Consider the following 22663-nt stretch of genomic DNA (forward strand, 5'->3'; position numbering starts at 1 on the left):
ACCGGTCAGGCGCGGCCGAATTTTTTCCAGATCGCACCGTCGCCCAGTGCCTCGACAAAGGCCGAATGGGCGGCGGTTTCCTGTTCGCTGATCCGGGGCGGCAGCGGCGCGGGCCGGGGGCGCGGGCGCCAGTCCGACGAGACATCGGTGGATGACGCCTGTTTCGGCTGCGCTGTAGACAGGACCAGGCCCGGTTGCCGACCGCCGATCAGCTCCAGATACACCTCAGCCAGGATTTCACTGTCGAGCAGCGCGCCATGCAGGGTGCGGTGGGCGTTGTCGATGCCGAACCGCCGGCACAACGCGTCGAGCGAGGCGGGTGAGCCGGGAAATTTGCGCCGCGCGATGTCCAGCGTGTCGATTGCCCGCTCCATCGGCAGGGGGGGCAGGTTGCACCATCCCAGTTCGGCATTCAGGAACGGCACGTCGAAGCGGGCGTTATGGATGATCAGCGGCGCATCCCCGATGAAGTCGATGAAACTTTGCGCGATGGCGGCAAAGAGCGGCTTGTCCTTCAACGTGACTTCGTGGGGTTGCGCATCGCGGGGCGGGGTCAGCAGGTCGGGGCCAAGCCCGTGAACCTCGAACGCGGACAGGGGCATGTCACGGTCGGGGTTGATATATTGGTGAAAGGTGCGCCCGGTCGGCATGTGATTGACGAGTTCGATGGCGCCGATTTCGACCATGCGGTCGCCGGTCTTGGCATCGAAGCCGGTCGTTTCGGTGTCGAGGACGATTTCACGCATCTGCAAGCCTGGCCCGTATGTCTTTCAGCACAGCCTGCACCCCGGCGCGTGCGGCTTCAAGGGTGCGGCTGTCGATCACGTAATCCGCCCGCGCCCGTTTGTCGGCGTCGGGCAGTTGTTTCTGGCGGATGGTCTCGAAGGTCTCCGGCGACATGGTTCCGCGCTGCAGCACCCGCACGCGCTGGATATCCTCCGGGGCCGAAACCACCACGATGGCGTCCATTGCATCACCTGCGCCGGTCTCGAACAGCAGCGGGATGTCGAGCAGCACGATATCTGCCTCGGTCCGTTCGAGGAATTCGGCCCGGTCGGCGGCGACCAGTGGATGCACCACCGCTTCGATCCGGCCCAGGGCGGCGGGGTCTTTTGCGATCCACGCCTTCAGGGCGGCGCGGTTCACGCCGCCATCCTCGATAGCATCGGGGTGAAGCGCCCGGATCGGGGCAACCGCTGCGCCACCCGGTGCATAAAGTCGGTGCACGGCGGCGTCGGCATCCCAGGTCGGCACGCCTTCGTCGCGAAACATTTCGGCGGTCGTGGTCTTGCCCATGCCGATGGAGCCCGTCAGGCCGATGATGAACGGCTTTTTTTTCATTCCGAGAACTGGCTTAGAACCGCGTGCCGTGCGGCCTGATCGACTTCGGGTTTGTGGCCGAACCAGCGCTCGAAACTCGGGGCAGCCTGGTAGAGCATCATGCCGACGCCATCGACCGGGTAGCATCCGGCCTCGATCGCGGCACTGAGCAGCCGGGTCATCGGCGGGTTCACGACCAGGTCGTTGACCACCGCGCCCCGGGCAAGCGCATCCAGGGGCACCCGCATTTCGGGCTTGCCCCGCGCGCCAAGCGGCGTGGCGTTCACCACGGTCATGGCCCCGTCCAGGATGTTTCCGGCCTTGACCCAATCATGCACCACGATCCGCATCCCGAACTCGGAACGCAATGCTTCGGCCCTTGGCCGGGTCCGGTTGGCGATGCGGATCTCGTCCACGCCAACCTCCAGCAGCGCCGTGACGACTTCGCGCGCCGTGCGCCCGGCCCCGAATACGGCGGCGGGGCCGGCCTTGGGGTTCCAACCAGGCGCATGCTGGCGGATGTTCTCGATGAAACCATAGCCATCGGTGTTGTCGGCATGGATTTTCCGGTCTGGCCGAAAAATGATGGTGTTCGCCCCCGACATCAGTGCCGCGCGGTCGGTGATGATATCGGCATGTTCAAGGATCATGTGCTGGAACGGGCCGGTGATGTTCAGCCCGACAAATCCGATCTTCGGCAGCAGGCGCATGACATCGCCAAGATCGTCGGGCCGGATCGTCAACGGCACATAGCGCCCGACCGCCCCCGTCACGGACAGCCAGTGATCGTAGATCGGGGAAACCGTTCCGGGTTCCTCGGGGCTTTGCAACACACCGGCAAGCGGTGTTCCCTTGATCGTCATATGCTCAGATCTCCGCGCTCCATGAGGTATGACAAAAGTTCGATCATCGGCAAACCCAGAACCGTGAAGTAGTCGCCGTCGATGCGCGAAAACAGCCGCACGCCTTCTTCCTCGAGCTTGTAGGCGCCGACCGCGTGGCGGATGCTGTTCCAGTTTCGGCCGATATAGTCCTTGATGTAGGCGTCCGACAGGGTGCGCATCGTCATGCGGACGGTTCCGACATGGCGCCAGACAGGCTGTCCGGCCTCGCAGATGACAACGGCGGAAAGAAGCCGATGGGTCTGGCCCGACAGGCTGGCAAGCTGGCGGGCCGCTGTCTCGGGTGTGTCCGGCTTGGTCAGAACCACACCGTTCAGCTCAGCGATCTGATCGCAACCCAGGACAAGCGCCTCTGGGTGCTTCTGGGCGACTCGTCTGGCCTTGTGCTCGGCCAGGGTGTCGGCAACGTCGCGGGGCGTGGCGGTTTCGACCGAAAGGCTCGCGCGAATCGCATCTTCGTCGACCCGCGCCGCCTGAACCTCGAAGGAAATGCCGGCATTTCGCAAAAGCGTGGCGCGGATATCGGAACTGGAGGCGAGGATCAGGGGCTTGGGCATGGTGACGACTCTGTGGATTTCCGCTGTTTGTTCCGGTTCGCGACTCGGCGGGAAAGTGCGGAGCCGAACCTGCTGTGCATCGAATGGCCGTTTCGCGCCAGAGGATCGGAGTTCGGTCCACAGTGTAAAGCCGAGGGCCGAGAATGGGGGCGGTTGTGGCCGACTCCGGGCTTGTCCCCTATCCTGCGCACAAGGTGATGCGAATGCAAGTTATTGTTTTTACTTAGTTTTGTTGGCATCCGGCAGATTGTCCCCGGTTTTATCCACCCTTCTTCGAACTGGTCCGGGTTCTGAGGATAGTTCGTGTAATCCACACTGACCACAGGTCCTTCAACATCAAAATCCTTTTCTAAATCTTTTCTTTTAATTGTTTGTCCGGACCGGATACGCGCCAGCTCGCCCTTGTGTCTAATCTTTCCAGCCAGATTGACTTGGAGATGCGCGATCAGTATGAACCGCGAAGCGGGCCGTTCGGCCTGATGCTTTCCCTTGATCAAGATGACGGTCCGCCAAAGCGGGACCTGCGAGTGTATCCATGACAAAACGATTGAACCTTTCCGAACTCAAGGCGCAGAGCCCGAAGGATCTGCTGGCACTGGCCGAGGATCTTGAGATCGAGAATGCCTCGACGATGCGCAAGGGCGAGATGATGTTCTCGATCCTCAAGGAGCGTGCCGAGGACGATTGGGAAATCGGTGGCGAAGGCGTGCTTGAAGTGCTTCAGGACGGCTTCGGGTTCCTGCGCGCGCCCGAGGCCAACTACCTGCCCGGGCCGGACGACATCTACATGTCGCCTGAAATGATCCGCAAGTTCTCGTTGCGCACCGGCGATACCGTGGAGGGCGTGATTTCGGCTCCCGGCGAAAACGAGAACTACTTCGCGATCACCAAGGTCGAAAAGATCAACTTCACCGACCCCGAAACCGCGCGGCACAAGGTTGCGTTCGACAACCTGACGCCCTTGCACCCAGATGAGCGGTTCAAGCTGGAAATCGACGATCCGACGATTAAGGACCGGTCGGCCCGGATCATCGACCTGGTTGCGCCGATCGGCAAAGGTCAACGCTCGCTGATCGTGGCGCCGCCGCGCACCGGCAAGACCGTGCTGCTTCAGAACATCGCCTATTCGATCTCGGTCAACCATCCCGAATGCTATCTGATCGTGCTGCTGATCGACGAGCGCCCGGAAGAGGTTACGGACATGAAGCGTTCGGTGAAGGGCGAAGTCGTGTCCTCGACATTCGATGAGCCGGCGACCCGCCACGTTGCCGTTGCCGAAATGGTGATCGAGAAGGCCAAGCGCCTGGTCGAACACAAGCGCGACGTGGTGATCTTGCTTGACTCGATCACGCGCCTTGGCCGGGCTTACAACACGGTGGTGCCGTCCTCGGGCAAGGTGCTGACCGGCGGCGTCGATGCCAACGCGCTGCAACGGCCCAAGCGGTTCTTCGGCGCCGCGCGGAACATCGAGGAAGGCGGATCGCTGACCATTATCGCCACTGCGCTGATCGACACCGGCTCGCGGATGGACGAGGTGATCTTTGAAGAATTCAAGGGCACCGGCAACAGCGAGCTCGTGCTCGACCGCAAGGTCTCGGACAAGCGCATCTTCCCGGCGATCGACATCCTCAAGTCGGGCACCCGGAAAGAGGAACTTCTGGTCGACGCCAAGGACCTGCAAAAGACCTATGTGCTGCGGCGTATCCTGAACCCGATGGGCACGACCGACGCGGTTGAGTTCCTGCTGTCGAAACTCAAGCAGACCAAGACCAACGCCGAGTTTTTCGACTCCATGAACGCATAGCGTTCGCTGAACAGGGCGAGGATCATGGATACGATCTTTGCGGTTGCGACGGCGCGGGGCCGGGCCGGATTGGCGGTGATCCGTCTGTCCGGCCCGCTTGCGTTCGCGGTTGCCACGGAGCTTTGCGGCACCTTGCCCGAGACGCGCGGCCTGCGGATGCTGCGCGACAAGGCTGGGGATGCGTTCGATCAAGCCTTGGTGCTGCGTTTCGAGGAAGGCCACAGCTTTACCGGAGAGGCGGTTGTCGAGTTTCATGTCCACGGGTCCGTGGCCGTGACCGATGCGCTCTTGCGCGAGCTTGCCGGGATGTCCGGGCTGCGCGCGGCCGAGGCCGGCGAGTTTACCAGGCGGGCGCTTGAGAACGGACGCCTCGACCTTGCACAGGTGGAAGGGCTGGCCGATCTGATCGACGCCGAAACCGAGGCTCAGCGCGTTCAGGCGTTGCGGGTTCTGTCGGGCGCCCTGGGCGACAAGGCAGAAGTGTGGCGGCGCGACCTGATCCGCGCTGCGGCGCTATTGGAGGCGACGATCGATTTCGCGGATGAGGAGGTGCCTGTCGACGTGGCGCCGGAAGTCAGCGATCTGTTGGAAAAGGTGCAGGCCAGCCTGGCCGAAGAGCGCGACGGCGTCGGGATAGCCGAGCGTATTCGGGATGGCTTTGAAGTGGCCATCGTCGGGCCGCCCAACGTCGGAAAATCTACACTGCTCAATGCTTTGGCCGGGCGCGAGGCGGCGATCACCTCCGAAGTGGCGGGGACGACGCGTGATGTGATCGAAGTGCGGATGGATCTGGGCGGATTGCCCGTCACCGTGCTGGATACGGCCGGCCTGCGCGCGACCGAGGATGTTGTCGAGAGCATCGGCATTCGCCGGGCGATCGAACGCGCGCGCGGCGCGGACCTGCGGGTGTTCCTGGTCGAGGACGGGCAAGCCGATCTCGGGCTGGAGCCGGAAGCCGACGATATCGTGGTCCGGGCGAAAGCCGATCTGATCGAGGATTCCGGTGGCGTGTCGGGCAAGACCGGGCAGGGCGTGGATGCACTTGTCCGGCGGATCGAGCAAATTCTCGTGTCGCGGGCTGGGGGCGCGGGGACGGCGATCCGGGAACGGCACAGAATCGCGATGATCCGCGCGCTCGACGCTTTGGAATCCGCGCGAATCGAGGTAGGGCAAGGCCCCGATCGGGCCGAGCTGGCGGCGGAGGAGATCCGCTCCGCGATCCGCGCGCTTGATTCCATCGTCGGGCGGGTCGATGTAGAGAACATCCTGGACGAAATCTTCGCCAGCTTCTGTATCGGGAAGTAGGCGCGCTGATTGGAGTGTTTCACGTGAAACATCCGCGATTCGATGTGGTGGTAATCGGAGGCGGGCACGCCGGTGCCGACGCCGCGCTGGCATCTGCACGCCTTGGCGCGCGGACTGCGTTGGTCACACTCCGCAAAAGCGACCTGGGCACCATGTCGTGCAACCCGGCCATTGGTGGGTTGGGCAAGGGCCACCTGGTTCGCGAGATCGACGCACTGGACGGGGCCATGGGCCGCGTCGCGGATCGGGCTGGTATTCAGTTTCGCCTCCTGAACCGCAGCAAGGGACCGGCGGTGCAAGGCCCGCGCGCGCAAGCTGACCGCGAGCTCTACAAGGCGGCGATGATCGAGGAAATCGAGCAGGCGGTTGGTCTTGACCTGATCGAAGGCGAGGCTGTCGAACTTCTGTTCGAGGATGGAGCGGTCGCGGGGCTGCGCCTGGGGGACGGGAACGAACTGACCGCTCGCGCGGTGGTTCTCACCACGGGCACCTTCCTGCGTGGCGTGATCCACATCGGGGACAAACGACACGAAGGCGGACGGATGGGGGACCGCCCCTCGATCCGCCTTGCCGAACAGATCGACGACTTCGGCCTGCCGCTCGGGCGCCTCAAGACCGGGACGCCGCCGCGGCTGGACGGCAAGACGATTTCCTGGGATCAACTGGACCTTCAGCCCGGCGACGAGACGCCGGAGATGTTCTCGTTCCTCCACAGGCGGCCGTTCGTGCGCCAGGTGTCTTGCGGTATCAGCCACACGAACGAGCAAACCCACGCGATCATTCGCGAAAACCTCGACCGGTCGGCGATGTATGGCGGCCAGATCGATGGAGTCGGGCCGCGGTATTGCCCCTCCATCGAGGACAAGGTGGTGCGGTTCGCTGACAAATCCTCGCACCAGGTCTTTCTTGAACCGGAAGGGCTGAACACCGATACGGTCTATCCGAACGGGATCTCGACCTCCCTGCCGGTGGAGGTGCAAGAGCGCTACGTGCGTTCGATCCGCGGCCTTGAGAACGTCACGATCCTGCAGCCGGGTTATGCGATCGAATACGACTACGTCGATCCGAAAGCCCTGCGCTCGACCCTCGAGCTTCGCGATGTCCCCGGGCTGTATCTGGCCGGCCAGATCAATGGGACCACGGGGTATGAAGAGGCGGCGGCCCAAGGGCTGGTCGCTGGCCTGAACGCGGGACTGCGGGCGCTGGAGCGCGAACAGATCGTGTTTTCCCGCGCTCAGTCCTACATCGGCGTGATGATCGACGATCTGACGACCCGTGGCGTAACGGAACCCTACCGCATGTTCACATCGCGGGCCGAATACCGCCTGAGCTTGCGCGCGGACAACGCCGATCAGCGCCTTACACCGCTGGGAATTGAGCTCGGTTGCGTCGGTGAGGTGCGGCGCACAGAATTCCAGGACAAAATGGAGGCGCTCGGCAAGGCGCGCGAGCGGCTCGAACAAAAGGGCTATTCGCCCAAGGAGGCGCGTGCATTGGGGGCCAATATCAGCGGTGATGGCGCACGTCGGAGTGGAATGGACCTCTTGTCGCTTCCGCAGTTGACCTTTGACCATCTCGCCGCCGACGATGCCATCTTGTCGACGGTTGCCCCGGAAGTCCGGCGGCAGATCGAGAAAGACGCGCTCTATGCCAACTACATCGAGCGGCAGAAACGGGATGTCGAAGCCTTGCAGCGGGACGAAGCACATCGGATTCCGCCTGATTTCGACTATGACTCATTGGACGGCCTGACGCGCGAACTTTGCGGAAAACTCAAGACCGCGCGACCGGAGACCGTTGCCCAGGCGGGGCGTATAGAGGGCATGACCCCTGCGGCGCTTACGCTGATTCTGGCCAAGCTGCGGCAGGCGGACCGGGCGAAATCCGCATGACCGACCGAGACCGGTTCGCAGCCGATCAGGATGTTTCACGTGAAACACTCGAGCGGCTCGGCATCTACGCCGGGCTGCTGAAAAAGTGGAACCCTTCCATCAACCTGGTCGCGAAATCCACGCTGAACGACTTGTGGGGGCGGCATTTTCTGGACAGTGCACAGATTCTGTCGATCTCGGATCGAAATAAGGGGCGCTGGGCCGATCTGGGCAGCGGCGGCGGCTTTCCGGGGTTGGTCGTGGCCATTCTGGCGGATGAAGCGCGGCCGGATATCAGGGTGACCTGCGTCGAGAGCGATTTGCGAAAGGCCACCTTCCTTCGCACCGTGATTCGCGAGACCGGCCTGGACGCGGAGGTGCTGACCGACCGCGCCGAAACGCTGGAGCCGCTTGAGGCCGACATCGTCTCGGCCCGCGCGCTCGCGCCGCTGACGCGCCTGCTCGGATACGCGCAGCGCCATCTTGCGGACCGGGGAGAGGCGATCTTCCTCAAAGGCGCCGGGGCAGAGGCCGAATTGAAAGAAGCGCTTGAAACCTGGACCTTCGGGCTGGATACATACCCAAGCAAGACCGACCCAGAGGCAACTATCCTTAGAATCGGAGACATCAGGCGTGTCTGACCCGGCGCGGCCGAAGGGCCCCAAGATCATCGCGATCACCAATCAGAAAGGCGGGGTCGGCAAGACCACGACTGCCATCAACCTGGGCGCCGCCATTGCCGCACTAGGCAAGAACGTGATGATCGTCGACATCGATCCGCAGGGAAACGCGTCGACCGGGCTTGGCGTGGAGGCCGAGGATCGGGTGCTGACGACCTATGACCTGATCCTGGACGAGGCGCCGCTGCAAAAGGTCTCGCGACCGACCGACGTTAAGGGGCTGTGGATCGCCCCCGCCACCACCGATCTGTCATCGGCGGATATCGAACTGGTCTCGAACGAAAAACGCAGCCATTTGCTGCACGACGCCCTGCGCGCACCGGACGTGGCCGATCTGGCGCTGGATTTCATTCTGATCGACTGCCCGCCCTCGCTGAACCTTCTGACCGTCAACGCCATGGTGGCGGCGCACTCGGTGCTCGTGCCGCTGCAAAGCGAGTTTTTCGCGCTGGAGGGGTTGTCGCAACTGATGCTGACGATTCGCGAGGTGCGGCAGGCCGCGAACCCGGATCTTCGGATCGAGGGCATCGTGCTGACCATGTATGACGTGCGCAACAACCTGTCGAAACAGGTCGAGGATGACGCCCGGGAAAATCTTGGGAATCTGGTCTTTCAGACGATCATTCCCAGAAATGTTCGGATCAGCGAGGCGCCGTCTTACGCGATGCCGGTCCTGAGTTATGATCCGGCCTCGAAGGGCAGCGCGGCCTATTCGGCGCTGGCCGAAGAACTTCTGGCGCGGTCGGTTTAGGAGGCCAACATGACAAAAAAACCTGCTCGTGGTCTTGGGCGCGGACTGTCGGCGCTGATGGCCGATGTATCGCCGGAGTCGGCCTCTGAGCCGAAAAACGCGGCGCTCGAAGATGCCCCGCGCCCGCATGACCAGATGGTCGCGATCGAACAGATCGTTCCGAACCCCGATCAGCCTCGCCGCACGTTCAGCCAGGATGACCTTGCGGAACTGGCTGCGTCGATCAAGGAAAAGGGCGTGATTCAGCCTCTGATCCTGCGGGAGAACAGCAGAACGCCGGGGACTTACGAGATTGTTGCCGGTGAAAGACGGTGGCGCGCCTCGCAGATGGCGAATCTGCACGAAGTGCCGGCGTTGGTGCGGACCTACACCGATACCGAAGCGCTCGAAGTCGCGATCATCGAGAACATCCAGCGATCCGACCTGAATGCCGCCGAAGAGGCTGCGGGCTACCGTGAACTGATGGATCGTTTCGGCCATACCCAGGAAAAACTCGCCGAAGCGCTGGGCAAGAGCCGTTCGCATATCGCGAACATGCTCCGGCTGTTGAATCTGCCGCCGGAGGTGCTGGAATACCTTCGAAGCGGCCAGATCTCGGCTGGTCATGCGCGCGCGCTGGTGACGGCGGACGACCCTGCGGGGCTGGCGCGGCGGGTGATCGCAAAGGGGCTGTCGGTGCGTGACGTCGAACGGCTCGCCAAGGCCCCAAAGCCGAAAAGCGGCTCTACACAGGCGAAACGCTTGGAGAAGGATGCCGATACGGTCGCGTTGGAGGGTGACTTGTCGGCCAGCCTGGGGATGAAGGTCGCCATCGACCACGATACCGGCAAGGAAACCGGCGTGCTCAAGATCAGTTACAGGACGCTAGAGCAGCTCGACGATCTTTGCCGCAAGCTGGGCGGTTAGTCGTCGGGAAGCAGCCTGGTGATGATCGCGTTCAGAACGGCGCGACCGTCTCGCGTCGCCTGAAGGCGGTCACCGGACGATTGCAACAGCCCGAGATTTTCCAAGTCATTGATATCAAACATATTTATAGGCTTTCCGGCGATGTCGCGATACCGCTTCATGTCCAGCCCTTCAGTGGTCCGCAGGCTCATCATCAGGTATTCGCCGGCGTGGTCTCTCGGGCGCAGCGCCTCGCGCTCCAACTCGCCGGTTCCCGTCCGCGAAACCTGTGAAAGCCACTTGCCGGGCGACAATTCCGTGGTCGTGGCGTGGCGCTGTCCGTCGAGCGTCAGGCGGCCGTGCGCACCCGGGCCGATGCCGACATAGTCACCGCCATGCCAATAGATCAGATTGTGGCGTGATTCCTGCCCCGGGACAGCATGGTTGGATACCTCATAGGCCGGGAGGCCGGCGGCATCGCAAATGTCCTGGGTCAGAATGAACATGTCGGCGGCCAAATCCTCGTCGGGCAGCCCCGGCAGCTTGCCGCGGCGAAAACGGTCGCCGAAGGCGGTGCCGCTCTCGATCGTCAGCTGATACAGGGAAAGGTGCTCGGGCGAGAAACCCAGCGCCGTGGTCAATTCCTGACGCCAGTCCGAGAGGCTTTGGTCCTGGCGGGCATAAATCAGATCAAAGCTCACTCGGTCAAATGCGTTTCGCGCTGTCTCTAACGCTGTCATGGCTGTCGCAACATCATGGAGCCGCCCCAGGCGGCGAAGATCGGCGTCGTTCAGCGCCTGCACGCCCAGCGAAACGCGCGAGACACCGGCGTGCCTGAAATCCGCGAATTTCCCGGCCTCGACCGAGGTTGGATTGGCCTCGAGCGTGATTTCGATATCGTTGGCGAAGGTCCAGTGTTTCGCGGCGGTCTCGATGACGGTTTCGACAATCTCGGGCGCCATCAACGAAGGCGTTCCGCCGCCGAAATAGACACTATTCAGGACGCGGGGGCCGGTTTCGGACGCATAGCGCGCGATCTCGCGCTTATAGGCGGCGCGCCAGTCTTCCATCTCGATTTTCGCCGAGACGTGGCTGTTAAAGTCGCAATAAGGGCATTTCGCGGCGCAGAAGGGCCAATGGACATACAGGCCGAAGCCGCCAAAACGCCAGTCGTCAGGCAAAGCAACCCTCGACCAGACGGGCAAAGGCGACGGCGCGGTGGCTCATCTCGTGTTTTTCGGCCGGGTCCATTTCCCCAAACGTTTGCGTTTTGCCGTCCGGCAGAAAGATCGGGTCGAAACCAAAGCCGTTTTCCCCGCGCATGGGCCAAACCACGCGCCCTTCGACCTGACCTTCGAATATCTCGTCGTGACCGTCCGGCCAGGCCAGGCAAAGCGTCGCGTTGAACCGCGCGGTTCGCGGTTCCGGGGCGGCTTTTTCCTCAAGAAGCGTCCAGACCCTCGTCATCGCCAGTTTGAAGTCGCGCCCGTTCGGCGTTTCGGCCCAATCCGCGGTATAGACCCCGGGATCGCCCCCAAGGGCATCAACCATGATGCCGCTGTCGTCCGACAGGGCGGGAAGCCCCGACTTCTGTGCGGCGTAATGCGCCTTGATCCGGGCGTTTCCGGCGAATGTGTCTTCGGTCTCGGCGGGTTCTTCGAGCCCAAGGTCGGCGGCAGAAATCACCTCGACACCGAACGGCGCCAGAAGCGCGCCGATCTCGCGGATCTTGCCCGCGTTGTGCGAGGCGATCACCAGCCTGCCGCCTTCGAGCTTGCGGGTCATGCGGTGGCTGCCTTTTGTGCTGCGACCAACTCGGCGACACCTTTGTCGGCGAGATCCATCAGCCGGTACATCTCGTCACGCGAAAAGGTCGAACCTTCGGCGGACATCTGGACCTCGATCAGGCGGCCCGAACCGGTCATCACGTAGTTTCCATCCACCCCGGCCTCGCTGTCTTCGGCATAGTCGAGGTCGAGCACCGTTTGCCCGGCATAGACTCCGCAGGACACCGCCGCGACCGGATCGGTCAGCGGATCGGTGGTGATGTCGCCTGCTTTCATCAGCTTGTTGACGGCAAGTCGCAGTGCGACCCAGCCGCCGGTGATCGCAGCGCACCGAGTGCCGCCATCGGCCTGGATCACGTCGCAGTCGACGGTGATCTGACGTTCGCCCAGGGCTTGCCGGTCGACGCCCGCGCGCAGGCTGCGACCGATCAGACGTTGAATTTCCACCGTGCGCCCGCCCTGCTTGCCCGCCGCCGCTTCGCGGCGCATCCGGGTGTTGGTGGCGCGCGGCAGCATTCCGTATTCCGCCGTCACCCAGCCCTGGCCGGAATTGCGCAGAAACGGAGGCACGCGCTCCTCGAGCGAGGCGGTGCAGAGAACATGCGTGTCGCCAATGCGGATCATGCACGCGCCTTCTGCGTGCTTCGTGACCCCGACTTCAATTGAAATCGGCCGCATTTCATCTATCTTCCGACCAGACGGGCGCATGAGATGTCCTTCCTTTTCGTTTCCGGTGGAGTCTCATGGCCCCCGACAAAAGGCAAGCCCGATGACGGGCGGAGGCAGAGGCACATGGCGGCAAACCCGCATCTGGAAGAACTGAACGACAGGTCGCGCGAGGTGTTTCGCCGGCTGGTCGAAGCCTATCTCGAGACCGGCGAACCGGTGGGGTCGCGAAGCCTGACCCGAACGCTGTCCGAAAAGGTCTCTGCCGCAACGATCCGCAACGTGATGCAGGATCTCGAGATCATGGGCCTTTTGAACAGCCCGCATGTTTCGGCCGGACGGGTGCCGACCGAGCTGGGTCTGCGGCTGTTCGTCGACGGGCTGCTCGAAATCAGCAATCTGACCGATGACGACCGCAGGAAAATCGACGCCACCGTGACCTCGAACCAGGCGGATGTATCAACCCTGATGGACCGCATCGGCTCGGCCCTGTCGGGGATCACCGCCGGGGCCAGCCTGGTCCTGACGCCAAAACACGCCGAGACGCCGATCAAGCATATCGAATTCGTCTATCTCGGGCCCGACCGCGCGTTGGTGGTTCTGGTCTTTGCCGATGGTCACGTCGAGAACCGGGTGTTCCAGCCACCCCTGGGGCAAACCGCATCCTCGATGCGTGAAGCCGGCAACTTCATCAACGCCATTGCCGAGGGCAAGACGCTGGCGGAACTGCGCGACGCGATCGAGGTTGAAATCAAGGCCCGTCGACAGGAGCTTGACCAGCTAGCTCAGGAACTGATCGAAAACGGCGTCGCGCTCTGGGCCGACCCGGGGGTCGGGGAAGAGCGGTTGATCGTGCGGGGGCGGGCCAATCTGCTGGCTCATGGCGGCGACGAGGCCAATCTTGAACGGATCATGCGCCTGTTCGACGACCTCGAACGCAAGCGCGACATCGCCGAGTTTCTGACCCTGGCCGAGGAAGGGGACGGCGTGCGCATCTTTATCGGCTCGGAAAACCAGCTTTTCTCACTTTCGGGTAGCTCTTTGGTGGTTTCCCCCTATATGAACGCTGACCGTAGAATCATCGGTGCAGTTGGCGTGATCGGACCGACCCGGCTCAACTATGGGCGGATCGTGCCGATCGTCGACTACACCGCGCAATTGGTCGGAAAACTGATCTCTGACCGAGGGTAAAAGGTAGGGAAATGGCAGATCCTAAGAAGAAAGACGAGCTGTCCGACGTTGAGGCCGCGATCGATGAAATCATGGCCGGGGTCAATGCGGACGAGCGGGTGGCGGACAACGATTCGCTGGCTGACGAGGCGTCGCTGGATGAGGTCGAAAAGCTGCGCGCGGAACGCGACGAGATGCGCGATCGCTTCATGCGCGCGCTGGCGGATGCCGAGAACACCCGCAAACGCGGCGAGCGTGACCGGCGCGAGGCCGAGCAATATGGCGGGTCGAAGCTGGCCCGCGACATGCTGCCGGTTTATGACAACCTGAAGCGGGCACTGGAGGCGGCGAACGACGACGCTCGCGCTCAGGCGGCGGGTCTGATCGAAGGTGTCGAGTTGACGATGCGCGAACTTCTGCAGATCTTCTCCAAGCACGGGATCACCATCGTCGCGCCGGAGATCGGCGAGAAATTCGACCCCCAGCTTCACCAGGCGATGTTCGAGGCGCCGTTGCCCGACACCAAGGCGGGCCAGATCATCCAGGTGATGGCCGAGGGGTTCCTGCTGCATGACCGGCTGTTGCGCCCGGCGCAGGTCGGGGTGTCGTCTAACCCCGGCTGAGGTCTTTCAGCACATAGATCAAGTCGAGCGCCTGTTTCGGCGTCAGCTCGTCGGGGTGAACTCCGGCGAGCTTTTCTTCGGCTGGCGAAGGGCCTGCCTTGGCTGGCGGCGCGGCGGACACCGCCGCCGAGAACAGCGGCAGATCATCGATCAGCGCCTTTTGCGCGCCGCCGCCCTCGCGCTCGCCTTGCTCGAGCGCCTCTAGCACGACCCTGGCACGCTCCACCACCGAAGCGGGCAGCCCGGCCAGCTTGGCGACCTGGACGCCATAGGACCGATCCGCCGCGCCCTTGCGCACCTCGTGCAGGAAGATCACCTCGCCGTCCCACTCCTTGACGGCAATGGTCGCGTTGTCGACGCCGTCCAGTTTGGCCGCAAGCTGGGTCAACTCGTGATAATGCGTTGCGAACAGGGCGCGGCAGCGGTTCACGTCGTGCAGATGCTCCAGCGTCGCCCAGGCAATCGACAGCCCGTCATAGGTTGCGGTTCCGCGCCCGATCTCGTCGAGGATGACCAGAGACCTGTCATCGGCCTGGTTCAGGATCGCGGCGGTTTCGACCATCTCGACCATGAAGGTCGACCGCCCCCGCGCCAGATCGTCCGACGCGCCCACCCGGCTGAAAAGCTGCGAGACAAGCCCAATGCGCGCTGAGGTGGCCGGGACATAGCTGCCGGCCTGCGCCAACAGGGCAATCAGCGCGTTCTGCCTAAGAAAGGTCGATTTGCCGGCCATGTTCGGCCCGGTCAAAAGCCAGATATCCGCGCCATCCGAGCCATCGGCCAGCCGGCAATCGTTGGCGATGAACGGTTCGCCTCCCTGCGCGCGCAAGGCGCGTTCGACCACGGGGTGCCGGCCACCGACCACCTCGAAAACACGGCTGTCCTCGACCTCCGGCCGACACCAGGCTTCGGTCTCGGCCAGTTCAGCCAGCGCGGCCGCCAGATCAAACTCCGCCAGGGCACGCGCGAGCAGCCCAAGCGGGCCCGAATGCGACAGAACCTCGTCGGAAAGCGCTGAATAGAGCCGCTTTTCGATCTCGATCGCGCGGCTTCCGGCGTTCAGAATTCGCGTTTCCAGATCGGACAGGTCGACCGTGGTGAACCGCACCGCGTTGGCCGTGGTCTGACGGTGAATGAAGGTTTCCGACAGCGGCGGCGACAACATCTTTTCGGCGTGGGTCGCGGTCGTCTCGATGAAATAGCCCAGCACGTTGTTGTGCTTGATCTTCAAGCTCTGAACGCCCGCAGTTTTGGCATACTCCGCCTGCATCCCGGCGATGACCGAGCGGCCCTCGTCCCGCAGTTTGCGGGCGTCATCGAGATCAGGATCGTAGCCAGCGGCGATGAAGCCGCCATCGCGCACCAGAAGCGGCGGCTCGGCAACCAGGGCGTCCGACAGCAAATCGCGCAGGGCGTCATGGCCCGTCAGCGCCGTGGCGGCATCGGCAAGGCGGTCAGGCAGATCATGTTTCCCCAGCAGACCGGCCAGGTCGCTTGCCGCCTCGAGCGCGGCGCGGATCGCGGTCAGATCGCGCGGCCCACCCCGCTCCAGCGACAGCCGCGACAGCGCCCGGTCGATGTCGGGCGCCTTGCGTAAAGCACCGCGCAGATCCGTACGCAAGCGACCTTGTTCCTGAATGAATGACACCGATTCAAGCCGAGACTCGACACTGGCCAGATCGCGCGACGGGCTGGAAATCCGCCGCTCCAACAGCCTGCCGCCCGCCGCCGTGACGGTTCGGTCAATCGTATGAAGCAGCGCCCCCTCGCGCCCGCCGCTCAGCGAATGGGTCAGCTCCAGGTTTCGCCGTGTGGCGGCGTCGATCTGCATCACGCGCGAGGCGGCTTCCTTCACTGGGGGCCGGATCAGCGGCAGTTTGCCCTTTTGAGTGATCTCGAGATATTCGACGATCGCCCCCATCGCACCGATTTCCGCCCGCGAAAACGTGCCGAAGGCATCGAGAGAGGCAATTGCGAAAAGCCCCAGCAGGCGTTTTTCGGAGGCCGTGGAATCGAAGGCCGATCCGCCCAGCGGCGTGACGGACGCGCCCAAATCAGACACTAACTCGCAGAATTTTGGTTCATTTGCCTCGGCGAGGATTACTTCGCGCGGCGACAGGCGGGCCAGTTCCGGCCCCAAACGGGGCGGCGAACAGGCCATGATGCGAAACTCGCCGGTGGAAATGTCGACCCAGGCCAGCGCGCCGTCGCCCCGGACCTCGTTGTAGGCGGCGAGGTAGTTGTGGCGGCGGGCGTCCAGCAGGCTTTCCTCCGTCAACGTGCCGGGCGTGACCAGCCGAACCACGTCGCGCTTGACCACCGACTTCGAGCCACGCTTCTTCGCCTCCGCCGGGTCTTCCATCTGTTCGCAGACTGCCACCCGAAACCCTTTGCGGATCAGCGTCAGAAGGTAGCCTTCGGCGGAATGCACCGGCACGCCGCACATCGGAATGTCGCTGCCCTTGTGCTTGCCGCGCTTGGTCAGCGCGATATCGAGCGCCTCGGCCGCAGCGCGCGCATCGTCGAAGAACATTTCGTAGAAATCGCCCATCCGGTAGAACAAAAGCGCGTCGGGATAGCGCGCCTTGATCTCCAGATACTGCGCCATCATCGGCGTCGCGGCGGCGGTCTCGGCTGTCACAGGGTCCCCCGGGTTGTTCGTCGTGCCAGACTAGAGAAGAGCCGGACCGGGCGGAAGGCCCTCAGGTATTCTTGCGCCGCGAAACCCAGTTCCAGCTTGTCCGGCACATGTCGTCCAGATCGCGCCGCGCCTCGAACCCCAGCCAGTCATTCGCGAGTGTCGGATCGGCATAGAAGCAGTCGATGTCTCCCGCCCGGCGCGGCGCGATCCTGTAGGGCAGTTTCTTGCCGCACGCGCGCTCATAGGCGTGCAGCATGTCGAACACCGAATATCCGATGCCGGTGCCGAGGTTGAGGGTGTGCGTCTCGTTGCCGCCGATCAGCTTGGCGACCGACTGGACATGCCCCCGGGCCAAGTCGACCACATGGATGTAGTCGCGCACCCCGGTGCCGTCGGGCGTGTCGTAATCGTCGCCGAATACGTTGAGCGTCGGCAGCTCGCCTGTCGCGACCTTGGCGATATAGGGCATCAGGTTGTTGGGGATGTCGTTCGGGTCTTCGCCGATCAGCGCCGAGTCGTGCGCGCCCGCCGGGTTGAAATAGCGCAGGATGCCGTAGGCCCAACGGTCGTCCGCCGTCTTGCACTGGGCCAGCAGCGTCTCGCAGACGACTTTCGACTGGGCATAGGGGCTGAGCGGCGCAAGCCGGTGGTCCTCGGTAAAAGGCAGGGTCTCGGGCTCGCCGTAGACCGTGGCAGTCGAGGAAAACACCACGCGAAACACCCCGCCGTCCCGCATGGCCATCAGGAGGTTGGAGAACCCGGTGCAATTGGTCTCGAAATAGTCGAGCGGCTTTTCCACGCTTTCGCCCACCGCCTTCTTGGCGGCGAAATGGATTACCGCGTCGAACTGATGCGCCGCAAAGACCGAGGCCAGGAATGCCTTGTCGAGCACGTCGCCTTCGTGGAGAGTGACCGGCCCGTCGGTAATGACCTCGAGCCGGTCGATCACGTCGTGACGCGCGTTCGAGAAATTGTCGAGGATGACCACATCGTGGCCGGCCGACTTCAACTCGACGTAGGTGTGCGAGCCGATATAGCCCGCGCCGCCCGTCAATAGAATTCTCCCAGCCACGGCCCGCCTCCTCGTTTCAGCGGCACCATACTAGGGGCGAGCACGGAGGCAAGTCACCGGACAGGCCGTGCGCCCCGCAAATCAGTTGAGCGGACCGGGTGCGACCGTTAAGACGGGCAGGCCGAGGAGGAGTGACCGATCACATGACCAAACAGAAAATCACGCCGGAAGAAGCGCTGTCCTACCACATCGAGCCGGTTCCCGGGAAATTCGAGATCGTGCCGTCCGTCCCGATGACGACGCAGCGCGATCTGTCGCTGGCGTATTCGCCGGGCGTTGCGGTGCCTTGCGAGCGCATCTTCGAAAACCCCGAAACCGCCTATGACTACACCAACAAGGGCAACCTCGTGGCGGTGATATCGAACGGCACCGCGGTTCTCGGGCTCGGCAATCTCGGCGCGCTGGCCTCCAAGCCGGTGATGGAAGGCAAGGCGGTGTTGTTCAAGCGCTTTGCCGATGTGAATTCGATAGATATCGAGCTGGACACCGAAGACCCCGACGCCTTCGTGAACGCGGTGCGCCTGATGGGGCCGACCTTCGGCGGCATCAACCTTGAGGACATCAAGGCGCCCGAGTGTTTCATCATCGAACAGCGTCTGAAGGAAGAGATGGACATCCCCGTCTTTCACGACGACCAGCACGGCACCGCCGTGATCTGTGCCGCGGGGTTGATCAACGCGCTGCACCTGTCTGGCAAGAAGATCGAGGATTGCCGGATCGTTCTGAACGGAGCCGGGGCGGCGGGAATCGCCTGCATCGAACTGCTCAAGACGATGGGCGCGAAGCATGACAACTGCATCGTTTGCGACACCAAGGGCGTGATCTACCAGGGACGCACCGAGGGGATGAACCAGTGGAAATCGGCCCATGCGGTGAAAACCGACCTGCGCACGCTGGATGAGGCGATGGTGGGAGCGGATGTGTTCCTGGGTGTGTCGGCCAAGGGTGCGGTGACGGCCGCGATGCTTGAAAGCATGGCCGCCGACCCGGTGATCTTCGCGATGGCAAATCCCGACCCCGAGATCACGCCGGAAGAGGCCCACGCGGTGCGCGCCGATGCCATCGTTGCAACCGGGCGGTCGGACTATCCCAACCAGGTCAACAACGTGCTGGGATTTCCCTACCTGTTCAGGGGCGCACTCGACATCCACGCCCGCGCGATCAATGACGAGATGAAGATTGCCTGCGCCGAGGCTCTGGCCGCGTTGGCGCGGCAAGATGTGCCGGACGAGGTAGCGATTGCCTATGGAAAGAAGCTGACCTTCGGGCGCGACTACATCATCCCGACGCCGTTCGATCCGCGACTGATCTACACGATCCCGCCCGCAGTGGCCAAGGCGGGGTCGGATTCCGGCGCCGCGCGGCGGCCGATCATCGACATGGAGCGCTATGCCAACACGCTCAAGGCCCGGATGGACCCGACTGCCTCGATCATCCGCTCGCTCAACGCCCGTGCCCGCCAGGCGCAGGCGACGATGATCTTTGCCGAGGGGGACGACCCCCACGTGCTGCGTGCGGCGGTGGCCTATCAGCGCAACGGCTTCGGCAAAGCGCTGGTGGTCGGGCGAGAGCCGGACGTAAAGGAAAAACTCGAGGCCGCAGGGCTGGGCGATGCGGTCGCCGAGCTCGAGATCGTCAACGCCGCGAACACCGAGCACCTGTCGACCTACAAGGCGTTTCTTTACGAACGCTTGCAGCGCAAGGGCTTTGACCGGCACGATATCCACCGGCTCGCGGCGCGCGACCGGCATGTGTTTTCGTCTCTGATGTTGGCGCATGGGCATGGCGACGGGCTGGTCACCGGTGCTACGCGCAAGTCGGCGCATGTGCTCGATCTGATCAACCATGTCTTTGATGCCAAGGCCGAGTATGGCGCGGTCGGCGTCACCGCGCTGTTGATCAAAGGCCGGATCGTTCTGATTGCCGACACCCTGGTGCATGAATGGCCGGACGAGGAAGACCTTGCCACCATCGCCGAGCGGGCGGCGGGCGTTGCGCGCAACCTGGGGCTTGAGCCGCGGGTGGCTTTTGCCAGTTTCTCGACCTTCGGCTATCCGGTGTCCGAGCGCGCCGTGAAGATGCACCTCGCGTCCGAAGTGCTCGACCGGCGCGGCGTGGATTTCGAGTATGAGGGCGAAATGACGCCCGACGTCGCCCTGAACCCCGAGGTGATGGCCAATTATCCGTTTTGCCGCCTGACCGGACCGGCGAACATCCTGGTCGTTCCGGCCCGGCATTCGGCGGCGATCTCGGTGAAGCTGATGCAGGAACTGGCCGGCGCGACGGTGATCGGGCCGATTCTGGCGGGGGTGGCCAAGCCGATCCAGATCTGTTCGACCACCTCGACCGCGAACGACATCCTGAACATGGCGGTGCTGGCCGCCAGCAAGGTCGGCTGATGACGGTCTACTGCTTCGGGTCGATCAACCTCGACCACTTCTATTCCGTGACCCACCTGCCGACCCCCGGTGAAACCATCGGTGCCTCGGCGCATCACACCGGGCTGGGCGGCAAGGGCGCCAACCAGTCGGTCGCGGCGGCCCTGGCCGGGTCGCACGTGCGCCATATCGGCACGGTCGGGCCCGAAGGCAACTGGGCGTTGGAGCGGTTGCAGGCATTCGGCGTTGATACGCAGTTCGTCGGGCGTTCCGACAAGGCGACCGGCCATGCTGTCATCGTGGTCGATGAAGCGGGCGAAAACGCCATCGTCACGTTCGGCGGCGCCAATCACGAACAGTCTCTAACGTTGCTGAATTCGGCTTTGGACCACGGAAAGCCCGGCGATATCCTGTTGATCCAGAACGAAGCGAACCTGCATGAAGCGGCGGCGCGGGCGGCCAAGCAGCGGGACATGGTGGTGGTCTATTCCGCCGCCCCGTTCAAACCGGGGCTGGCAGAGGCAATGTTGCCGGTCACCGATATCCTGGTCGTGAACGAGGTCGAGGCAGTTCAGTTTTCCGGCGCGCTGGGCGTCGAGGTTACCGGGATACCGGTGCATCACCTCCTGATAACCAAGGGTGCAGCGGGGGTGGACTGGATCGACCGTTATTCGGGAAAAACAGTCTCTATTCCAGCGTTTTCGGCCAAGCCGGTCGATACAACCGGGGCCGGAGACTGCTTTCTCGGCTATACCGCATCCGGGCTGGATCAGGGCATGACGCGCGAAAATGCAATGCGGTTCGGCGCGGCGGCGGCGGCGATCAAGGTCACCCGACGCGGCACCGCCGATGCCTTCCCGGCGCGCGACGAGGTGGACGCGCTCTTGGCGTCACACCCCTGAGCCTGCGTTACTTCAGCCGCCGATTGCGCGCCGCCAGCAGCCGCAGCCGCAGCGCGTTCAGCTTGATGAACCCGGCGGCATCCTTCTGGTCATAGGCACCGGCGTCGTCCTCGAAGGTCACATGCGCTTCGGAATAGAGCGAATGCTCCGACCAGCGCCCAACCGTGCGGGCCAGACCCTTGTAGAGCTTCAGCCGGACCGTCCCGGTCACATGCTCCTGGCTCTTGTCGATCAGCGCTTGCAGCATCTCGCGCTCTGGCGAGAACCAGAAGCCGTTGTAGATCATCTCGGCATACTGCGGCATGATCTGGTCTTTCAGATGCGCCGCCCCGCGGTCGAGCGTGATCTGCTCGATGCCGCGATGCGCCTCGAGCAGGATGGTGCCACCCGGGGTCTCGTAGATGCCGCGTGACTTCATGCCGACGAACCGGCCCTCGACCAGGTCGAGACGCCCGATGCCGTGCTTGCCGCCATATTCGTTCAGGGCGGTCAGAATCGTGGCCGGGCTCATCGCCTCGCCGTTGATCGCAACCGCATCGCCGCGCTCGAATGTCACCTCGATGAACTCCGGCGTGTCCGGTGCGTCCTCGGGATGGACGGTGCGCTGATAGACGTAGTCGGGCGCGTCCTTGGCCGGGTCTTCCAGTTCCTTGCCCTCGGACGAGGTGTGCAGAAGGTTCGCGTCGACCGAGAACGGCGCTTCACCGCGCTTGTCCTTGGCGATCGGAATCTGATTCTGTTCGGCAAAGTCCAAGAGCTTGGTGCGCGAGGACAACGCCCATTCCCGCCACGGCGCGATCACCTGGATGTCGGGGTTGAGCGCGTAAGCTGCCAGTTCGAACCGGACCTGATCGTTGCCCTTGCCTGTCGCGCCATGCGCGATGGCGTCGGCCCCGGTTTCGGCGGCGATCTCGATCAGGCGCTTGGAAATCAGTGGCCGCGCGATGGAGGTGCCGAGCAGATACAGCCCCTCGTAAAGCGCATTGGCCCGGAACATCGGGAACACGAAATCGCGCACGAATTCCTCGCGCAGGTCTTCGATGAAGATGTTGTCGGGGCTGATCCCCAGCATCTCGGCCTTGGCGCGCGCCGGCTCCAGCTCCTCGCCCTGGCCCAGATCGGCGGTGAAGGTCACAACCTCGCAGCCGTATTCCGTTTGCAGCCACTTGAGGATGATCGAGGTGTCGAGGCCGCCGGAATAGGCCAGCACGACTTTCTTCGGCGCGGACATGAGAGACTCCGTATCTACAGGTTTCGCGCGGGTTTATCGGCTGGTGACGGGGGCGGCAAGGGCCGTTGCGGGCGGGCAGTCTCGGGAACACCTTGAACCGGCCCCGGATTCACGCAAC

The 22663-nt window shown here is 63.3% G+C and carries 20 protein-coding genes; 10 read left to right on the top strand and 10 right to left on the bottom strand.

The genetic code is table 11. From position 1 onward, the window contains the following. Positions 1-5: 5 nt before the first annotated feature. The 4 genes from dnaQ to FVF75_RS15860 are packed head-to-tail and all read right to left on the bottom strand — an operon-like array spanning position 6 to position 2779. On the bottom strand, positions 6-746 hold the full coding sequence (gene dnaQ, locus FVF75_RS15845; protein WP_148379765.1) for a DNA polymerase III subunit epsilon: 741 nt from the start codon (positions 744-746) through the stop codon (positions 6-8). Further along, positions 739-1341, bottom strand: coding sequence for a dephospho-CoA kinase (gene coaE / locus FVF75_RS15850; RefSeq protein WP_148379766.1), 603 nt, complete (start codon positions 1339-1341; stop codon positions 739-741). The genes dnaQ and coaE overlap by 8 nt, the downstream gene beginning before the upstream one ends. Continuing rightward, positions 1338-2183, bottom strand: a complete 846-nt coding sequence (locus tag FVF75_RS15855) for a shikimate dehydrogenase (RefSeq protein ID WP_148379767.1) — start codon at positions 2181-2183, stop codon at positions 1338-1340. Before FVF75_RS15855 ends, coaE begins: the two co-directional genes overlap by 4 nt. After that, positions 2180-2779, bottom strand: coding sequence for a Maf family protein (locus FVF75_RS15860; RefSeq protein WP_148379768.1), 600 nt, complete (start codon positions 2777-2779; stop codon positions 2180-2182). Before FVF75_RS15860 ends, FVF75_RS15855 begins: the two co-directional genes overlap by 4 nt. A gap of 535 nt (positions 2780-3314) precedes the next feature. On the opposite strand from FVF75_RS15860, the gene rho reads away from it, so the two are divergent. From rho to FVF75_RS15890, 6 genes are read left to right on the top strand one after another with little or no spacing between them, the layout of a single operon-like run. Further along, entirely contained in the window at positions 3315-4583 is a 1269-nt protein-coding gene (rho, locus tag FVF75_RS15865; protein ID WP_148379769.1) for a transcription termination factor Rho, read from the top strand. 24 nt (positions 4584-4607) lie between these two features. Further along, positions 4608-5888 (top strand): tRNA uridine-5-carboxymethylaminomethyl(34) synthesis GTPase MnmE, encoded by a 1281-nt coding sequence (gene mnmE, locus FVF75_RS15870; RefSeq protein WP_148379770.1) that lies wholly within the window; start codon positions 4608-4610, stop codon positions 5886-5888. Between the two features lie 23 nt (positions 5889-5911). Continuing rightward, positions 5912-7780: a tRNA uridine-5-carboxymethylaminomethyl(34) synthesis enzyme MnmG gene (mnmG, locus tag FVF75_RS15875; protein ID WP_148379771.1), complete on the top strand. Its 1869-nt coding sequence runs from the start codon at positions 5912-5914 to the stop codon at positions 7778-7780. Continuing rightward, a complete protein-coding gene (gene rsmG, locus FVF75_RS15880; RefSeq protein ID WP_148379772.1) occupies positions 7777-8400 on the top strand; it encodes a 16S rRNA (guanine(527)-N(7))-methyltransferase RsmG in 624 nt (207 codons plus the stop codon). Before mnmG ends, rsmG begins: the two co-directional genes overlap by 4 nt. Beyond that, positions 8393-9190 carry a ParA family protein gene (locus FVF75_RS15885; protein ID WP_148379773.1) on the top strand — a complete coding sequence of 266 codons (798 nt, stop codon included), beginning with the start codon at positions 8393-8395 and terminating at the stop codon, positions 9188-9190. The genes rsmG and FVF75_RS15885 overlap by 8 nt, the downstream gene beginning before the upstream one ends. A 9-nt stretch (positions 9191-9199) precedes the next feature. After that, positions 9200-10096 (top strand): ParB/RepB/Spo0J family partition protein, encoded by an 897-nt coding sequence (locus FVF75_RS15890; protein WP_148379774.1) that lies wholly within the window; start codon positions 9200-9202, stop codon positions 10094-10096. Here the strand turns inward: FVF75_RS15890 and hemW are convergent. The 3 genes from hemW to rph are packed head-to-tail and all read right to left on the bottom strand — an operon-like array spanning position 10093 to position 12570. Then, positions 10093-11256, bottom strand: a complete 1164-nt coding sequence (hemW, locus tag FVF75_RS15895; RefSeq protein ID WP_148379775.1) for a radical SAM family heme chaperone HemW — start codon at positions 11254-11256, stop codon at positions 10093-10095. The genes FVF75_RS15890 and hemW overlap by 4 nt on opposite strands. Beyond that, entirely contained in the window at positions 11249-11860 is a 612-nt protein-coding gene (gene rdgB, locus FVF75_RS15900) for an RdgB/HAM1 family non-canonical purine NTP pyrophosphatase (RefSeq protein ID WP_148379776.1), read from the bottom strand. Before rdgB ends, hemW begins: the two co-directional genes overlap by 8 nt. After that, positions 11857-12570, bottom strand: coding sequence for a ribonuclease PH (rph, locus tag FVF75_RS15905; protein WP_148379777.1), 714 nt, complete (start codon positions 12568-12570; stop codon positions 11857-11859). The genes rdgB and rph overlap by 4 nt, the downstream gene beginning before the upstream one ends. An 84-nt stretch (positions 12571-12654) precedes the next feature. Between rph and hrcA the strand changes: the two genes are divergently transcribed. Together hrcA and FVF75_RS15915 are read left to right on the top strand one after the other, a co-directional pair. Then, positions 12655-13719 (top strand): heat-inducible transcriptional repressor HrcA, encoded by a 1065-nt coding sequence (hrcA, locus tag FVF75_RS15910; RefSeq protein WP_148379778.1) that lies wholly within the window; start codon positions 12655-12657, stop codon positions 13717-13719. Between the two features lie 11 nt (positions 13720-13730). Continuing rightward, positions 13731-14321: a nucleotide exchange factor GrpE gene (locus tag FVF75_RS15915; RefSeq protein WP_148379779.1), complete on the top strand. Its 591-nt coding sequence runs from the start codon at positions 13731-13733 to the stop codon at positions 14319-14321. Here the strand turns inward: FVF75_RS15915 and mutS are convergent. Both mutS and galE read right to left on the bottom strand, forming a co-directional pair. Next, a complete protein-coding gene (gene mutS, locus FVF75_RS15920; RefSeq protein ID WP_148379971.1) occupies positions 14308-16932 on the bottom strand; it encodes a DNA mismatch repair protein MutS in 2625 nt (874 codons plus the stop codon). The two genes, FVF75_RS15915 and mutS, sit on opposite strands and share 14 nt — an antisense overlap. Before the next feature lie 91 nt (positions 16933-17023). After that, a complete protein-coding gene (gene galE / locus FVF75_RS15925) occupies positions 17024-18034 on the bottom strand; it encodes a UDP-glucose 4-epimerase GalE (RefSeq protein WP_148379780.1) in 1011 nt (336 codons plus the stop codon). Between the two features lie 143 nt (positions 18035-18177). On the opposite strand from galE, the gene FVF75_RS15930 reads away from it, so the two are divergent. Both FVF75_RS15930 and FVF75_RS15935 read left to right on the top strand, forming a co-directional pair. Continuing rightward, positions 18178-20433, top strand: a complete 2256-nt coding sequence (locus FVF75_RS15930) for an NADP-dependent malic enzyme (RefSeq protein ID WP_148379781.1) — start codon at positions 18178-18180, stop codon at positions 20431-20433. Continuing rightward, positions 20433-21314: a ribokinase gene (locus FVF75_RS15935; RefSeq protein WP_148379782.1), complete on the top strand. Its 882-nt coding sequence runs from the start codon at positions 20433-20435 to the stop codon at positions 21312-21314. The genes FVF75_RS15930 and FVF75_RS15935 overlap by 1 nt, the downstream gene beginning before the upstream one ends. A 7-nt stretch (positions 21315-21321) precedes the next feature. Here the strand turns inward: FVF75_RS15935 and FVF75_RS15940 are convergent, their stop codons facing one another. Further along, positions 21322-22545, bottom strand: coding sequence for an argininosuccinate synthase (locus FVF75_RS15940; RefSeq protein ID WP_148379783.1), 1224 nt, complete (start codon positions 22543-22545; stop codon positions 21322-21324). Positions 22546-22663 lie beyond the last annotated feature (118 nt).

Source organism: Maritimibacter fusiformis (assembly GCF_008086115.1).
GTDB lineage: Bacteria > Pseudomonadota > Alphaproteobacteria > Rhodobacterales > Rhodobacteraceae > Muriiphilus > Muriiphilus fusiformis.

Bases quoted from the DNA above. Each gene is read 5' to 3' on its own strand.
- mnmE (WP_148379770.1), top strand. From the start codon at position 4,608: ATGGATACGATCTTTGCGGTTGCGACGGCGCGGGGCCGGGCCGGATTG.
- FVF75_RS15890 (WP_148379774.1), top strand. From the start codon at position 9,200: ATGACAAAAAAACCTGCTCGTGGTCTTGGGCGCGGACTGTCGGCGCTG.
- hrcA (WP_148379778.1), top strand. From the start codon at position 12,655: ATGGCGGCAAACCCGCATCTGGAAGAACTGAACGACAGGTCGCGCGAG.
- rsmG (WP_148379772.1), top strand. From the start codon at position 7,777: ATGACCGACCGAGACCGGTTCGCAGCCGATCAGGATGTTTCACGTGAA.
- rho (WP_148379769.1), top strand. From the start codon at position 3,315: ATGACAAAACGATTGAACCTTTCCGAACTCAAGGCGCAGAGCCCGAAG.
- FVF75_RS15930 (WP_148379781.1), top strand. From the start codon at position 18,178: ATGACCAAACAGAAAATCACGCCGGAAGAAGCGCTGTCCTACCACATC.
- FVF75_RS15855 (WP_148379767.1), bottom strand. From the start codon at position 2,183: ATGACGATCAAGGGAACACCGCTTGCCGGTGTGTTGCAAAGCCCCGAG.
- mutS (WP_148379971.1), bottom strand. From the start codon at position 16,932: ATGATGGCGCAGTATCTGGAGATCAAGGCGCGCTATCCCGACGCGCTT.
- FVF75_RS15935 (WP_148379782.1), top strand. From the start codon at position 20,433: ATGACGGTCTACTGCTTCGGGTCGATCAACCTCGACCACTTCTATTCC.
- rph (WP_148379777.1), bottom strand. From the start codon at position 12,570: ATGCGCCCGTCTGGTCGGAAGATAGATGAAATGCGGCCGATTTCAATT.
- dnaQ (WP_148379765.1), bottom strand. From the start codon at position 746: ATGCGTGAAATCGTCCTCGACACCGAAACGACCGGCTTCGATGCCAAG.
- coaE (WP_148379766.1), bottom strand. From the start codon at position 1,341: ATGAAAAAAAAGCCGTTCATCATCGGCCTGACGGGCTCCATCGGCATG.
- rdgB (WP_148379776.1), bottom strand. From the start codon at position 11,860: ATGACCCGCAAGCTCGAAGGCGGCAGGCTGGTGATCGCCTCGCACAAC.
- FVF75_RS15860 (WP_148379768.1), bottom strand. From the start codon at position 2,779: ATGCCCAAGCCCCTGATCCTCGCCTCCAGTTCCGATATCCGCGCCACG.
- FVF75_RS15940 (WP_148379783.1), bottom strand. From the start codon at position 22,545: ATGTCCGCGCCGAAGAAAGTCGTGCTGGCCTATTCCGGCGGCCTCGAC.
- FVF75_RS15915 (WP_148379779.1), top strand. From the start codon at position 13,731: ATGGCAGATCCTAAGAAGAAAGACGAGCTGTCCGACGTTGAGGCCGCG.